This window comes from Pseudomonas wuhanensis (assembly GCF_030687395.1).
Classification (GTDB): Bacteria; Pseudomonadota; Gammaproteobacteria; order Pseudomonadales; family Pseudomonadaceae; genus Aquipseudomonas; species Aquipseudomonas wuhanensis.
In genome coordinates, this window is record NZ_CP117430.1 from 5,626,040 (window position 1) to 5,641,004 (window position 14,965).

The window sequence follows — 14,965 nt, forward strand, 5'->3', positions numbered from 1 at the left end:
CCTTCTTACGATCCTGTGCCACCCACAGTGATCGCATCGATTTTCAGCGTTGGCTGGCCGACACCCACCGGCACCGACTGCCCATCCTTGCCACACGTTCCCACACCGCTGTCCAGCGCCAGATCATTACCGACCATCGACACCTTGCTCATGGCTTCCGGCCCGTTGCCGATCAACGTCGCGCCTTTGACCGGGGCAGTAATCTTGCCGTCTTCGATCAGGTACGCCTCGCTGGTGGAGAACACAAACTTGCCACTGGTGATGTCCACCTGACCGCCGCCGAGGTTGGCGCAGTAGATGCCGCGCTTCACCGAGGCGATGATTTCCGCCGGATCGCTTTCGCCCGCCAGCATGTAGGTGTTGGTCATACGCGGCATTGGTAGGTGCGCGTAGGATTCGCGACGACCATTACCGGTTCGGGCCACGCCCATCAAGCGTGCGTTGAGCTTGTCCTGCATATAGCCTTTGAGTACGCCGTTTTCGATCAGCGTGGTGCACTCGGTCGGCGTGCCTTCATCATCGACGCTCAGCGAACCACGGCGCCCGGCGAGCGTACCGTCATCGACGATGGTGCAGAGCTTCGAGGCAACCATCTCGCCCATGCGCCCGCTGTAGGCCGAACTGCCCTTGCGGTTGAAATCGCCTTCCAGGCCATGACCGACAGCTTCGTGCAGCAATACGCCGGACCAACCGGAACCCAACACCACCGGCAACGTACCGGCCGGGGCCGGGATCGCTTCCAGATTCACCAGCGCCTGGCGCAACGCTTCGCGGGCATAGCCCATGGCACGGTCGTCGCTGAGGAAATAGCGGTAATCGGTACGACCGCCACCGCCATGACCGCCGCGCTCACGACGGCCATTCTGCTCGACGATCACGCTGACGTTGAAACGCACCAACGGTCGCACATCCGCCGTCAGCCCGCCGTCGGTGGAAGCAATCAAAATCCGTTCCCAGACCCCGGCCATGCTCACGGTGACTTGCTGGATACGCGGGTCGAGGGCACGAGTCGCCACGTCGATACGCTTGAGCAGCTCGACTTTCTCGGCACGGCTCATCACTTCCAGCGGGTTGTCCGGCCCGTACAACTGGGCGACATCCTGGGTGGTGAACGCCTGCACACTGCCATTCTGCCCGGCCCGGGAGATCGAGCGGGCTGCACGGGCCGCCGCGCCCAGCGCTTCGAGGGTGATCGCATTGCTGTAGGCGAAACCGGTCTTTTCACCCGATTGCGCACGCACGCCGACACCCTGGTCGAGGTTGAAGCTGCCTTCCTTGACGATCCCGTCTTCCAGTGCCCAGGACTCGGAAATCTGCCCCTGGAAATACAGGTCGGCGGCATCGATGCCCGGGCCGGCCAGATCGCCGAGCACACCTTGCAGGCTCTCGATCGTTACGCCGCCGGGCGCCAGGAGGTGTTCACTGACGGAGGACAACAACTCGCTCATATGCTTTACGCCTTAAATTCATCGTTCTGAGGCAGGTCGCTGGGCGCCCTGCGAGAAAAAGCGCCGGTGAGTGGACACCGGCATCCGCGTCCTGATGGACGCCTGTTCGCTGCTGTCGCGTTCGGCCAGCAGCACGGCCTCGCCTTGATCCTGTTGTGCCAGCACACGCCCCCATGGGTCGACAATGGCGGCATGACCAAAGGTTTCTCGTGGCCCCGGATGCGTCCCACCTTGGGCGGCCGCGAGCATGTAGCACTGAGTCTCGATGGCTCGCGCGCGAATCAGCACGTCCCAATGGGCCGCGCCGGTCACCGCGGTAAAGGCCGACGGTGCGGTGATCAACTCCGCGCCAGCCGCACGCAGTTCGCTGTACAGCTCCGGGAAACGCAGGTCATAACACACCGTCAGGCCGACTCGACCGACAGGAGTGTCGGCAATTACCACACCACTGCCATAAGCATAGTCATCGGATTCTCGATAACGCCCGCGATTGTCCGCTACGTCCACGTCGAACAGGTGCAGCTTGTCATACCGTGCAACGGTTTCGCCCTGGTCATCGACCAGCAACGAGCAGGCATGCACTTTGGCCGTCGGTTGATCCACCGGCGGCAACGGCAATGTGCCTGCCACTATCCATAACTTGAGGTCGCGGGCGGTCTGTTTCAACCACGGCAGGATCGGGCCTTCGCCCATAGCTTCGGCGCGGCCGATGTCGGCAATGTCGCGACGGCCCATGGCAGCGAAGTTTTCCGGCAGTACGGCAAGCCGCGCGCCACCGGTCGCCGCCTGCTCAAGCAGACGACGGGCCTGGGCCAGATTGGCCAGCACGTCGCTCTGGCTGACCATTTGAATCACCGCTACAGACATGGCCATTTCCTTTTTTGTGATTGCGCACTGCCGCAGGTCAACGACGTGCCCTTGTAGCAGCTGGCGAAGCCTGCGTTCGGCTGCGCAGCAGTCGTAAATCCGCAATACACAGTTTGCCTGAAGGACCGCGGCATCCGATTTTACGACTGCTGCGCAGCCGAACGCAGCCTGCGGCAGCTGCTACAGGAAACGTGGCGGCTACAAAAAACCCTTTGGTCATGCTACTCCATAGGCCCAAAGAGTGCTTTTTCAAAAGAATTCAAAAAGGCTTGTCGAAGGTGATTTTCGGTTCTTTCCATGGGCCTTTGACGGTGTATTTGACGCTGGCAAAGCGCGCCACGCGGTCACCAATCAGTTTATCGATCAGGAACAGCGCCCCGCCGACGGCCGGTGCACCGACAATCAGCGCGGCGATCGGCAGATTGTTGGTCACCGGCAAGGTCACCAGCAACTTCGCATCGACCTGATCACCCACCAGGTCCAGCGTGCCGTTGAGCTCCACATTGCTCGACGGACCGGTCAGCAGAATGGGTTCACGGGTCACGTAGACCCCGTTACTGGCGACCAGCAGGCCTTTGACCCGGTCATAGCTCAAGCCTTTGCCGAACAGGTCGGAAAAGTCCAGGCGCAAGCGGCGGCCGATGGAGTTGAAGTTGAGCAAGCCGAATACCCGCAGCGCCTGAGCACCGCCCTCGACTTCAATGAACTGACCTTTATTCAGCGACGCATCAAGACTGCCGGAGAAGCGTTTGGTCGCCAGCCACGCCGGAGAGCCAGGCCATCGACCGTCGACATCCATGTGAAACTCTTCGCTGGTGACGCTCGGCGCAAAACCCCAACCCTTGAGCACGTCGGCAAGGTTCTTGCCACTGACCCGGCCCTTGTACCAACTGCTGGAGTTACCCGGCACGCCTTCCCAGCCACCGCTGCCCCGCAAGAGGATGCCCTTGAGGCCCAGATCAAGGGCATTGAAAGCGACGCCCTTGGCGGTCGGCCGGACTTTCAGATACCAGGCGCCCACCAGATCCGGCCCCTGGAACAGCTGATTGATGGTGATATCCAGCGCCGGGATCTTCGTCGGGTCCACGGTGGCCAGTGGATCCGGCGAATTCTCGTCAGCCAGCGCCGTAGGGTCTCGTGCCGGCAAACGTACGTATTGCAGATTGGCCGCAATCGGTGCGGCTTTCGCATCGGGAATACCGATGCTGCCCTTGGCCTGCTGACTGTCGAGTTGCAAGGCCCACGCGGCCGGTTTACGCGTCAACTGCACCGAGGCCTGATCGAGGGTGGTGCCGAAACCAGTGAGTTTTCCAACCTTCAAATCCGCACTACTGAGCAACTGTTTGGCACTGCCGCCCGGATCCTGGCCCGCATACTTGCTCACCAGATCCTGCCAGGGGGCAACATCCAGCTCGGACAGCACACCGCGCACGCGCAAGCCTTTGGCGCCGGGCAACACGGCATTGCCGCCACCGAGAAGCAACTCGCCGCGACCGTCGGCGAAATTGCCGGTCGGTGCCGCAAACGTGAAGTTCGCCAGCTCACCGTAGTTGACCCAGTAACGCCGCTCCGGGCCTTGCAGGGTCATGCGGAACACGGTATCGCGCCCAACATCGGCCGCCATGCCGAACGGTGCCGGCAAATCTACCGCCACGCCCTTGAGATTGGAGCTGACCATCAATTGACTGTCGGCGCCATCAAGGTTCAGTTGCAGCTGATAAGGGATCGTCCCCGTCACCGGCAATGGCTGAGTGACATTCAGCCATTCAGTGAGTTTTTTGACCTCGACCTCACTCGCCGCGGCGATCCGAGTGTTGAGCTTGCCTGGGCTGCCTTCAGCGAAGATCTGTGCGGTCACTGGCTTGTCGAACGCTCGCGCCGTGATCTTTTGCCCGCTCAGCCCCTTGGTGCTGTCGAAACGGAAATCGCCCTTGAGTTGCGTCAGTTCCAGGGTGGGCTCGCGCAGCTTCAAACGAGCTTTTGCGGTCTTGAAGTCGACGAGGATTTTCGGCTGCTCGCCTTTGACCAGCGGGATATCCAGCTTGAGCTTGCCTTGCAAATCGCCCTCGCCTTCCCAACCGGCGAAGGTGTCGGCGGTGCCGATCGGCGCTTCCTGCAGAATCTTCAGGCCATCGCCCAATCCGCCAGCGAACGCGCCGTCGAGGAACAGATGAGGGCTCTGCCCGGCAGGTGCACGGGGAATATTGACGTAGACGTCGCTGACTTGGGTGTCGAGCAATTGGCCCTTGCTCGCGAGAATCCGCACACCGCTGTCTTCGATGAACACATCGCCGCTGACCTTGCTGACATGCGGCCAGCCCGGCTGAAACGCCAGCTCGGCATCGTGAACCTTGAAAAACAGACTGATGCTGCGAGCCGTTTCGGCGGCGCCGTGGTTCAGCGAACCCTGATACTGGAAGAAGCCTTCATCCACCGCGCCTTTGAGAATCGCGGTGCGCAACCATTCGTCCAGCCCCGGGCTGAGAACCGTCGGCAGGTACTTGGCGGTGTAGCGACCGTCGCCGTCGACCAGGCCGACCCGCAGGTCCATGTAGTCTTCCTGGGTGTGATCGAAATGCAGGCGGATCAGGAAGTCGCCGGCAATCTTGCCCTCCTCGCCCAGTACCTTCAGGTACGGCGCGATCAGGGTGAAACCTTCTTTGTCGAGTTTCCAGGTCAACCGGGCGTTGGCCTGAATGTACTGCCATGGCTTGGCGAAAATCGGGTCCAGGTGCAGGGAGAAATCCTTGCTGTCCATGCGCAGCTCGCCCTGCCCGAGGTCGCCGCTGATGCTGCCACTGACATTTCGCACCGCTGGTGCACCGCGATAAGCATCGAAGCCGACCTTTTCCAGATTGGCGGCAAAGCTGAATTTGCTGTCATCGGTAGCGGCTGGGCGGAAGTCGATCAACACGTTGCGTAAAACCCCGGTGACCTTGAGCCGCTCGACCGCCGTGGCGATCCCTTCGGGCAGTGGGCCCAGTGCATTCAGCAGTGGAGTGAGCGGTGTGAGATCGAGACGGTCGGCTTGCACATGCAAGAGCTCCGGCACCGTATCGGTCGCGGCAGTTTGTTGAAATTGCAGTTTCGATTCCCAGCGGGTGTCCCCCAGGCTCATGGCCAGAGAGTCCAGGGTTACCAGGACGCCGGTGGAACTGCGCTGGAAATACCCGTTCAGCGCCAGATTATTGATCTGGATCGGCTTGCGCTCGGCATAGGCGCCCTTGAGTTGCGGTGCGTTCAAACGAATCGCGGCGCGTTGCACGGTGCCCTTGCTCCAGTTCATCCAGAACTCGCCACCGGCCTTGATCTCGGAAAAATTCCATTGCTGGGTCAGGCGCTCGGGCAACCATTTCGACCAATCGCTTTGCGGCAGGCTCAGGTAAGCGTCCGCTTCACCATCCTTCCATTGGGCTGCGCGCAAACGGGTGCGCAGGCTCACCGCAACCGGCTGGCCGTCGGGCAGCGTCAGGCGGGCATCGAGCCGCTGGCGGGATGGACCGGTTTTCAGGTTCAGGCCGACGTAGGTCAGGGTTAGCGGCGACTCTCCCAACGGCTGCAAGGTGATCTGGCTGTCGAGCACCGACAGTTGCTGGACCATCTGCATGCGATTGAGCAACTGCTCCGGGTTCAGCGGCTGGTCCTGCTGCACCGGCAAACCTTCCAGCGCCCAATGACCATCCTCACCTTCCTTGAGGCTGATCTTCAGACCGTTGAGTTCCAGGTGTGCGATGCGCACTTCGCGCGCCAGCAGGCTGGCCCAGAGATCCGGCACCGCGCGCACCTGATCCAGGCGCAAGGCATTGGAACCCTCGCCAACCATCACGTCATGGGCCAGCAGAACCGGGGCGAAGCCGCTCCAGTTGCCTTCCAGCTTGCCGATCTGCAGGGGCATGCCCAAGGCATCGCTGGCTTTGTCTTCGACGTCAGTACGGTACTCGGCCACCAGCGGCGTCAACTCTCGGCCGAGGCTGACGAACAGCGCCATCAGCACCAAAACCAACGCACACAGGCCCAGACCCCAGCGGGTCAGTGCGGCCAAAATGCGTGTCAGACGGTCCATGTCAGTTGGCTCCCATGGCAAAAATACTGCAAAAAGCTGAGGCCAGCCGTTCTAGTGGAGTTGAAACACAACGATTCAGAGCAACACCACGTCGTATTGTTCCTGGGAATACATGGTTTCCACCTGGAACCGAATGGTGCGCCCGATAAAACCTTCGAGCTCGGCGACGTTGCCCGACTCTTCGTCGAGCAAACGGTCGACCACTTTCTGATTCGCCAGCACCCGATAGCCTTCAGCCTGATAGGCCCGGGCCTCACGCAGGATTTCGCGGAAGATCTCGTAGCACACGGTTTCCGGCGTCTTGAGCTTGCCGCGACCCTGGCAACTGCTGCACGGCTCGCACAGCACTTGCTCAAGACTTTCACGGGTGCGCTTGCGGGTCATCTGCACCAGGCCCAACTCGGTAATGCCAATGATGTTGGTCTTGGCGTGATCGCGTTCCAGTTGCTTCTCGAGCGTGCGCAACACCTGACGCTGATGCTCTTCATCTTCCATGTCGATGAAGTCGATGATGATGATCCCGCCCAGGTTACGCAGGCGCAACTGACGGGCAATGGCGGTGGCGGCTTCGAGGTTGGTCTTGAAGATGGTTTCTTCGAGGTTGCGATGACCGACAAAAGCGCCGGTATTGACGTCGATGGTGCTCATGGCTTCCGCCGGATCGACCACCAGATAGCCGCCGGACTTGAGCGGCACCTTGCGTTCCAGGGCTTTCTGGATTTCGTCTTCGACGCCATACAGGTCAAAGATCGGCCGTTCGCCAGGGTAATGCTCCAGGCGGTCGGCAATTTCCGGCATCAGTTCGGCGACGAACTGCGTGGTTTTCTGGAAGGTTTCCCGGGAGTCGATGCGGATCTTCTCGATCTTCGGGCTCACCAGGTCACGCAAGGTGCGCAGCGCCAGGCCAAGGTCTTCGTAAATAACACTCGGCGCGCTGATGGTCTTGATCTGTTCGTTGATCTGGTCCCAGAGCCTGCGCAGGTAGCGGATGTCCATGAGGATTTCATCGGCCCCGGCACCTTCGGCCGCGGTACGCAAAATGAAACCGCCGGCTTCCTTGATGCCTTCTTTGGCCACGCAGTCGGTGACCACCTGCTTGAGGCGTTCGCGCTCGGCTTCGTCCTCGATCTTCAGGGAAATGCCGACGTGGGCGGTGCGCGGCATGTACACCAGATAGCGAGATGGAATCGACAATTGCGTCGTCAGGCGCGCGCCTTTGGAGCCGATAGGGTCCTTGGTGACTTGCACCACCAGGCTCTGACCTTCATGAACCAGCGCGCTGATGCTCTCCACCGCCGGGCCTTCGCGCAGGGAAATTTCCGAGGCATGAATGAACGCGGCGCGGTCCAGTCCGATATCGACGAAGGCCGCCTGCATGCCCGGCAATACCCGCACGACCTTGCCTTTATAGATGTTGCCGACGATCCCGCGCTTTTGTGTGCGCTCGACGTGGACCTCTTGCAGGACACCGTTTTCGACCACCGCCACGCGCGATTCCATCGGCGTGATGTTGATCAGGATCTCTTCACTCATGGCAGGGTCTCGTTCAGGCATGTTCACGATAATGGCCGCATCTTGTCAGTACGACGCTCAACGCGCGTTAAAGGTTTGCCAACAGGGTATGCCGAAATGGCCGAGTAGCTCGCAGGTTTCGCACAGCGGCAATCCGACCACCGCCGAATAACTGCCGTTGAGCCCGGCGACGAACACCGCGCCCAGCCCTTGAATCCCATAACCGCCAGCCTTGTCCCGGGGTTCGCCGCTGGCCCAGTAGGCTGGCGCTTCGTCGCGGTCAATGTGGCGAAAACGCACCAGGCTGCGCACCACCAAAGACTCGCAGCGCTCGCCATCGCGCACCGCAATCGCTGTCAGCACTTCATGTTCGCGCCCGGACAACAGCATAAGCATGGCGCATGCGTCGGCTTCGTCCACCGGCTTGCCGAGAATTTTCCCGTCCAGCACCACGGCGGTATCGGCGCCCAGCACGCAGAAATCCGCGTCGGACACGACCGTGCCGTGCCCGACCTCGGCCTTGCCGCGCGCCAGACGCTCGACATAGGCCGATGGGGATTCTTCAGATAAAGGGGTTTCATCGATGTCCGCGCTGATGACGGAGAACGACACGCCGATCTGCGTGAGCAGTTCACGCCGACGCGGCGAGCCTGAGGCGAGGTACAGCTGCTTCATCAAGACATCTCCCTGCTTGGCGCCCTGTCTCACAAATACTGTTCCTTTTTGGCGAGACAGGGCACCGGTGCGGGCACATGCCTGACCGAATTAATTGATTTTGTAGCGTCGACGCAAACCGCGCAAACCGTAGCTGATCCATGGCCAGAGCAACGCGCTGACCAGTGCCGGCAACACCAGCGCCAAGGTCGGCTGACGATTGCCGGTCAGGGCGCTCAACCACAACTGAACCAGTTGGGCGAGGCCGAAGATCACCAGGATCACCAGGCTCTGTTGCCACATCGGGAACATACGCAGGCGCTGTTGCAACGACAGCACCAGGAAGGTAATGAGCGTGAGGATCAACGCGTTCTGGCCCAGCAGCGTGCCATACAACACGTCTTCGGCCAGCCCCAGGCACCAGGCGGTCGCCATGCCGACTTTCTGCGGCAGGGCCAACGCCCAAAAGGCCAATAGCAAGGCCAGCCACAGAGGACGCAGGATTTCCATGAACTGCGGCAGCGGTGAAACGCTGAGCAACATGCCGATGGCGAAAGTCAGCCAGACCATCCAGCCGTTTCGGGAGGAAGTTGCACCGCCCATTATTCTGTTCCCCCAGTGGTGGCCGGCGCAGCGACAGGCGGTTTGGCAACAGGCTTCACTGCCGCGGGTTTGGCCGCGGGTGGCTTGGCGGTGGCAGGCTTGACCGGGGCCACTGCGGCAGGTGCAGTAGCCGGAGTAGCCGGAGCTGCAGCGGCAGCCGGTATCACCGACACGGCCGGTTTCGGCACAGTTGCAGGGATGATCGGCCCGCCACCCTGTCGGTCCAGAGCCTCTTGAGCCTGGGCGGCTTCGTTGGCGCGCTCCTCGGCTGTGCGACCGTCGCTGAACACAAGCAGCAGATAACGACTGCGGTTCAACGCAGCCGTCGGCACCGCACGGACGATGGCAAATGGCTGACCGGAATCGTGGATCACTTCCTTGACCGTCGCCACCGGATAACCCGCCGGGAAACGCTGGCCGAGGCCAGAGCTGACCAACAGATCGCCTTCTTTAATATCGGCGGTATCGGCCACATGACGCAACTCGAGGCGTTCCGGGTTACCGGTGCCGCTGGCAATCGCCCTCAGACCGTTACGGTTCACCTGCACCGGAATGCTGTGGGTGGTGTCGGTCAGCAATAGCACGCGAGAGGTGTACGGCATCAAGTCCACCACCTGTCCCATCAGGCCGCGGGCATCGAGCACCGGCTGACCAAGGACCACACCGTCGCGCTCACCTTTATTGATGATGATGCGATGGGTAAAGGGGTTGGGGTCCATGCCAATCAACTCGGCCACTTCGACCTTTTCGTTGACCAGCGCAGAAGAGTTGAGCAACTCGCGCAGCCGAACGTTCTGCTCGGTGAGGGCGGCCAGCTTTTGCATGCGGCCCTGCAACAGCAGGTTTTCGGTTTTGAGTTTTTCGTTTTCGGCGACCAACTCGGTCCGGCTGCCAAATTGGCTGGCCACACCTTGCCATAACCGCTGCGGCAGGTCGGTGATCCAGTAAGACTGCATCAGCACCAGCGACATTTGGCTACGCACTGGCTTGAGCAGTGTGAAGCGGGCATCGACCACCATCAGCGCAACCGATAGCACGGCCAGCACCAACAAGCGCACGCCCAGTGAGGGGCCTTTGGTGAAAAGCGGTTTAATAAGCCGCTCCTCCCAGGCAAATGTTCTCTTTATTCATACGGCATCAAACCGGCCTGGATGCAGACTGACAGAAGATAAACGCCAACAGGCAGCACTGCAAAGTGCTGCCTGCGGGCTCACCAACATAGATGCATCGGGTGAGATCACTCGCTCGACAGCAGGTCCATGGTGTGTTTATCCATCATTTCCAATGCACGGCCACCACCGCGAGCAACGCAGGTCAGCGGGTCTTCGGCGACGATCACCGGCAGACCGGTTTCCTGGGCCAGCAACTTGTCGAGGTCGCGCAGCAAGGCGCCACCACCGGTCAGTACCAGGCCACGTTCGGCGATATCCGACGCCAGCTCCGGAGGCGATTGCTCCAGCGCACTTTTCACAGCCTGAACGATGGTGGCCAAGGACTCTTGCAGAGCTTCCAGCACTTCATTGGAGTTCAGGGTGAATGCGCGTGGAACGCCTTCGGCCAGGTTACGGCCACGAACGTCGACTTCACGAACTTCGCCGCCCGGGTAGGCCGTACCGATTTCCTGTTTGATGCGCTCGGCGGTGGATTCGCCGATCAGGCTGCCGTAGTTGCGACGCACGTAGGTGATGATCGCTTCGTCGAAGCGGTCGCCGCCAACCCGTACGGATTCGGCGTAAACCACACCGTTGAGGGAGATCAGCGCGATTTCAGTGGTACCGCCACCGATATCGACAACCATCGAACCGCGAGCTTCTTCAACCGGCAGGCCGGCACCGATTGCAGCAGCCATCGGCTCTTCGATCAGGAACACTTCACGAGCACCGGCACCAAGAGCCGATTCACGGATGGCACGACGCTCAACCTGGGTGGATTTGCATGGAACGCAGATCAGCACACGAGGGCTAGGCTGCAGAAAGCTGTTTTCGTGGACCTTGTTGATAAAGTACTGCAGCATTTTTTCGCAGACGCTGAAGTCGGCGATCACACCGTCCTTCATCGGACGAATGGCAGCAATGTTGCCCGGCGTACGGCCGAGCATACGCTTGGCCTCGGTGCCGACAGCAACGACACTTTTCTGGTTACCGTGTGTCCGAATAGCCACAACCGATGGCTCATTCAGGACGATTCCGCGCTCGCGCACGTAAATAAGGGTGTTGGCAGTGCCCAGGTCAATGGAAAGATCGCTGGAAAACATGCCACGCAGTTTCTTGAACATGGGAAAGGGACCCTAGGCAACGCGTGGGTAAAAAAGTGCGGCAAACTCTAACAACGACAGGGATTTTGGGCAAGGCGCCAATATGTTAAATTGGCTGCTTTTCTGTGCACCAAGCACCACAATCGCGGCCCTGAGACCGTAGATATGCGGTAGTGTTCCGACAATCTAACACACGGACGCGGTCCGTTTTGTTTTCCACTGGAGAATCCCATGGCGCTTGAACGCTCCGACGTGGAAAAAATCGCTCATCTGGCCTGCCTTGGCCTCAATGATGCCGATCTTCCACACATCACTTCGGCCCTGAACAGCATTCTCGGGCTGGTCGACGAAATGCAAGCGGTCAATACCGACGGTATCGAGCCGCTGGCCCACCCACTGGAAGCCAGCCAGCGCCTGCGTGCAGACGTCGTGACCGAGACCAATCATCGCGAGGCCTATCAGTCCATCGCACCAGCGGTCGAAAACGGCCTGTACCTGGTTCCGAAAGTCATCGACTAAAGGGAAAGAGCCTGCAATGCATCAATTGACTCTGGCCGAGATCGCCCGCGGACTCGCCGATAAAAAGTTTTCTTCCGAAGAGCTGACCAAAGTCCTGCTGGCGCGCATCGCCCAGCTCGACCCGCAGCTCAACAGCTTCATCAGCCTCACCGAAGACCTGGCGCTGCAGCAGGCGAAAGCCGCTGACGCTCGTCGGGCCAACGGTGAGAGCGGCGCCCTGCTCGGCGCGCCGATCGCGCACAAAGACCTGTTCTGCACCCAGGGCATCCGCACCAGCTGCGGCTCGAAGATGCTCGACAACTTCAAAGCGCCGTACAACGCCACCGTGGTCGCCAAACTGGCTGCTGCCGGGGCCGTGACCCTGGGCAAGACCAACATGGACGAATTCGCCATGGGGTCGGCCAACGAGTCGAGTTACTACGGCGCGGTGAAAAACCCGTGGAACCTGGAATACGTTCCGGGCGGCTCGTCTGGCGGTTCGGCTGCTGCGGTAGCCGCTCGTCTGCTGCCGGCTGCGACTGGCACCGACACCGGCGGTTCGATTCGTCAGCCCGCCGCGCTGACCAACCTCACCGGCCTGAAACCGACGTACGGTCGTGTTTCGCGCTGGGGCATGATCGCCTACGCGTCCAGCCTCGATCAGGGCGGCCCACTGGCCCGCACCGCCGAAGACTGCGCGATCCTGCTGCAAGGCATGGCCGGGTTCGACCCGCAGGACTCCACCAGCATCGACGAGCCCGTGCCTGATTACAGCGCCGGCCTCAACGGTTCGCTGCAAGGCCTGCGCATCGGCGTGCCGAAGGAATACTTCAGCGCAGGTCTCGACCCGCGCATCGCCGACCTGGTCATGGCCAGCGTTGAAGAGCTGAAAAAGCTCGGCGCCGTGGTCAAGGAAATCAGCCTGCCGAACATGCAGCACGCAATCCCTGCGTACTACGTGATCGCCCCGGCGGAAGCGTCTTCCAACCTGTCGCGTTTCGACGGCGTGCGTTTCGGCTATCGCTGCGCAGACCCGAAAAACCTGGAAGACCTGTACAAGCGTTCCCGTGGCGAAGGTTTCGGCCCGGAAGTGCAGCGCCGGATCATGGTCGGCGCCTACGCGCTGTCGGCCGGTTACTACGACGCCTACTACCTGAAGGCGCAGAAAATCCGTCGCCTGATCAAGAACGACTTCATGGCGGCCTTCAATGAGGTCGACATCATCCTCGGCCCAACCACGCCGAACCCGGCCTGGAAGCTCGGCGCCAAGAACAGCGACCCGGTCGCTGAGTACCTGGAAGACGTCTACACCATCACCGCCAACCTCGCCGGTCTGCCGGGCTTGTCCATGCCTGCAGGTTTTGTCGATGGCCTGCCGGTCGGCGTGCAGTTGCTCGCCCCGTATTTCCAGGAAGGCCGCCTGTTGAACGTTGCCCATAAGTATCAGCAGAACACTGACTGGCACACCCGCACCCCAACCGGCTTCTGAGGAGAAACACATGCAATGGGAAGTCGTGATCGGGCTGGAGATTCATACCCAGCTCACCACCCGGTCGAAAATCTTTTCCGGAAGTTCCACCACTTTCGGTTCCGAGCCGAACACCCAGGCCAGCCTGGTTGACCTCGGCATGCCCGGCGTACTACCGGTGCTGAACCAGGAAGCGGTGCGCATGGCGGTGATGTTCGGTCTCGCCATCGATGCCGAGATTGGCCAGCACAACGTGTTCGCCCGTAAAAACTATTTTTACCCGGACCTGCCCAAGGGCTACCAGATCAGCCAGATGGAATTGCCGATCGTCGGCAAGGGCCACCTGGACATCGCCATGGAAGACGGCACGATCAAACGTGTCGGTGTCACCCGTGCGCACCTGGAAGAAGACGCCGGTAAAAGCCTTCACGAAGAGTTCAACGGTGCCACCGGCATCGACCTGAACCGCGCCGGCACGCCGCTGCTGGAAATCGTTTCCGAGCCGGACATGCGTAGCGCCAAGGAAGCCGTGGCTTACGTCAAGGCGATCCACGCGCTGGTACGCTACCTCGGCATCTGCGACGGCAACATGGCCGAAGGCTCGCTGCGTTGCGACTGCAACGTGTCGATCCGTCCGAAAGGCCAGGTTGAATTCGGCACGCGCTGCGAGATCAAGAACGTCAACTCGTTCCGCTTCATCGAGAAGGCGATCAACACTGAAGTGCAACGCCAGATCGAGCTGATCGAAGACGGCGGCAAGGTGATCCAGCAGACTCGTCTGTACGATCCCAACAAGGACGAAACCCGTCCGATGCGCAGCAAAGAGGAAGCCAACGACTACCGTTACTTCCCCGATCCGGACCTGCTGCCGGTGGTCATCGAGGACTCGTTCCTCAACGACGTGCGCGCCACCCTGCCGGAACTGCCACCGCAGAAACGCGAGCGCTTCCAGGCGCAGTTCGGTCTGTCGGTCTACGACGCCAGCGTCCTGGCCACCAGCCGCGAGCAAGCCGATTACTTCGAGAAAGTCGTGAACATCAGTGGCGACGCCAAACTGGCGGCCAACTGGGTCATGGTTGAACTGGGCAGCCTGTTGAACAAGCAAGGCCTGGACATCGACCAGTCGCCGGTTTCAGCCGAGCAACTGGGCGGCATGCTGTTGCGCATCAAGGACAACACCATCTCCGGCAAAATCGCCAAGGTGGTGTTTGAAGCCATGGCCAACGGTGAAGGCAGCGCCGACGAGATCATCGACAAGCGCGGCCTCAAGCAAGTGACCGACACCGGCGCAATCTCGGCGGTGCTGGACGAGATGCTCGCGGCCAATGCCGAACAGGTCGAACAGTACCGCGCGGCAGACGAAGCCAAACGCGGCAAGATGTTCGGCTTCTTCGTCGGCCAGGCCATGAAAGCCTCCAAAGGCAAGGCCAACCCGCAACAGGTCAACGAACTGCTTAAAAGCAAGCTCGAAGGCTGATGCGAATGGAGCCAGCATTCAAACCTGGCTCCATTCCCTGTGGGAGCGGGCTTTTGTGGCGAGGGGGCTTGCCCCCTCGCCACAAAAGCCCGCTCTCACATTTGTATCCGGGATACCTTCT

General features: G+C 60.7%; 11 protein-coding genes. 3 read left to right on the plus strand and 8 right to left on the minus strand.

The window, feature by feature from the left end:
- Positions 1–5: 5 nt before the first annotated feature.
- The 8 genes from tldD to mreB all read right to left on the minus strand — a co-directional run bounded on the left by tldD (position 6) and on the right by mreB (position 11,422).
- Positions 6–1,448: a metalloprotease TldD gene (gene tldD / locus PSH88_RS26085; RefSeq protein ID WP_305423531.1), complete on the minus strand. Its 1,443-nt coding sequence runs from the start codon at positions 1,446–1,448 to the stop codon at positions 6–8.
- Between the two features lie 18 nt (positions 1,449–1,466).
- Entirely contained in the window at positions 1,467–2,315 is an 849-nt protein-coding gene (locus PSH88_RS26090; RefSeq protein WP_305423533.1) for a carbon-nitrogen hydrolase family protein, read from the minus strand.
- 259 nt (positions 2,316–2,574) lie between these two features.
- Positions 2,575–6,378: a YhdP family protein gene (locus PSH88_RS26095; protein WP_305423535.1), complete on the minus strand. Its 3,804-nt coding sequence runs from the start codon at positions 6,376–6,378 to the stop codon at positions 2,575–2,577.
- A gap of 75 nt (positions 6,379–6,453) precedes the next feature.
- Positions 6,454–7,911, minus strand: coding sequence for a ribonuclease G (gene rng / locus PSH88_RS26100; protein ID WP_008008603.1), 1,458 nt, complete (start codon positions 7,909–7,911; stop codon positions 6,454–6,456).
- Positions 7,912–7,968: 57 nt separating this feature from the next.
- Entirely contained in the window at positions 7,969–8,565 is a 597-nt protein-coding gene (locus PSH88_RS26105) for a Maf family protein (RefSeq protein ID WP_305423537.1), read from the minus strand.
- Between the two features lie 90 nt (positions 8,566–8,655).
- On the minus strand, positions 8,656–9,147 hold the full coding sequence (mreD, locus tag PSH88_RS26110; RefSeq protein WP_305423539.1) for a rod shape-determining protein MreD: 492 nt from the start codon (positions 9,145–9,147) through the stop codon (positions 8,656–8,658).
- The gene (gene mreC / locus PSH88_RS26115) at positions 9,147–10,205 is read right to left on the minus strand and encodes a rod shape-determining protein MreC (RefSeq protein WP_305423540.1); all 1,059 of its coding nucleotides are present in this window, start codon (positions 10,203–10,205) and stop codon (positions 9,147–9,149) included. Before mreC ends, mreD begins: the two co-directional genes overlap by 1 nt.
- 179 nt (positions 10,206–10,384) lie before the next feature.
- Positions 10,385–11,422, minus strand: a complete 1,038-nt coding sequence (mreB, locus tag PSH88_RS26120) for a rod shape-determining protein MreB (RefSeq protein ID WP_002555108.1) — start codon at positions 11,420–11,422, stop codon at positions 10,385–10,387.
- Between the two features lie 210 nt (positions 11,423–11,632).
- Here mreB and gatC point away from each other — a divergent pair, with 210 nt between their 5' ends.
- The 3 genes from gatC to gatB are packed head-to-tail and all read left to right on the plus strand — an operon-like array spanning position 11,633 to position 14,844.
- Complete coding sequence (gatC, locus tag PSH88_RS26125) at positions 11,633–11,920, plus strand: Asp-tRNA(Asn)/Glu-tRNA(Gln) amidotransferase subunit GatC (protein ID WP_007901429.1); 288 nt, start codon at positions 11,633–11,635, stop codon at positions 11,918–11,920.
- Positions 11,921–11,936: 16 nt separating this feature from the next.
- Complete coding sequence (gene gatA / locus PSH88_RS26130; protein ID WP_305423542.1) at positions 11,937–13,388, plus strand: Asp-tRNA(Asn)/Glu-tRNA(Gln) amidotransferase subunit GatA; 1,452 nt, start codon at positions 11,937–11,939, stop codon at positions 13,386–13,388.
- A gap of 10 nt (positions 13,389–13,398) precedes the next feature.
- Positions 13,399–14,844, plus strand: a complete 1,446-nt coding sequence (gene gatB, locus PSH88_RS26135) for an Asp-tRNA(Asn)/Glu-tRNA(Gln) amidotransferase subunit GatB (RefSeq protein ID WP_305423543.1) — start codon at positions 13,399–13,401, stop codon at positions 14,842–14,844.
- Positions 14,845–14,965: the final 121 nt, after the last annotated feature.

Excerpts from the sequence above, each read along its gene's own strand:
- tldD (WP_305423531.1), bottom strand. The coding sequence starts at position 1,448 with ATGAGCGAGTTGTTGTCCTCCGTCAGTGAACACCTCCTGGCGCCCGGC.
- gatA (WP_305423542.1), top strand. The coding sequence starts at position 11,937 with ATGCATCAATTGACTCTGGCCGAGATCGCCCGCGGACTCGCCGATAAA.
- PSH88_RS26090 (WP_305423533.1), bottom strand. The coding sequence starts at position 2,315 with ATGTCTGTAGCGGTGATTCAAATGGTCAGCCAGAGCGACGTGCTGGCC.
- PSH88_RS26105 (WP_305423537.1), bottom strand. The coding sequence starts at position 8,565 with ATGAAGCAGCTGTACCTCGCCTCAGGCTCGCCGCGTCGGCGTGAACTG.
- PSH88_RS26095 (WP_305423535.1), bottom strand. The coding sequence starts at position 6,378 with ATGGACCGTCTGACACGCATTTTGGCCGCACTGACCCGCTGGGGTCTG.
- mreB (WP_002555108.1), bottom strand. The coding sequence starts at position 11,422 with ATGTTCAAGAAACTGCGTGGCATGTTTTCCAGCGATCTTTCCATTGAC.
- gatB (WP_305423543.1), top strand. The coding sequence starts at position 13,399 with ATGCAATGGGAAGTCGTGATCGGGCTGGAGATTCATACCCAGCTCACC.
- rng (WP_008008603.1), bottom strand. The coding sequence starts at position 7,911 with ATGAGTGAAGAGATCCTGATCAACATCACGCCGATGGAATCGCGCGTG.
- gatC (WP_007901429.1), top strand. The coding sequence starts at position 11,633 with ATGGCGCTTGAACGCTCCGACGTGGAAAAAATCGCTCATCTGGCCTGC.
- mreD (WP_305423539.1), bottom strand. The coding sequence starts at position 9,147 with ATGGGCGGTGCAACTTCCTCCCGAAACGGCTGGATGGTCTGGCTGACT.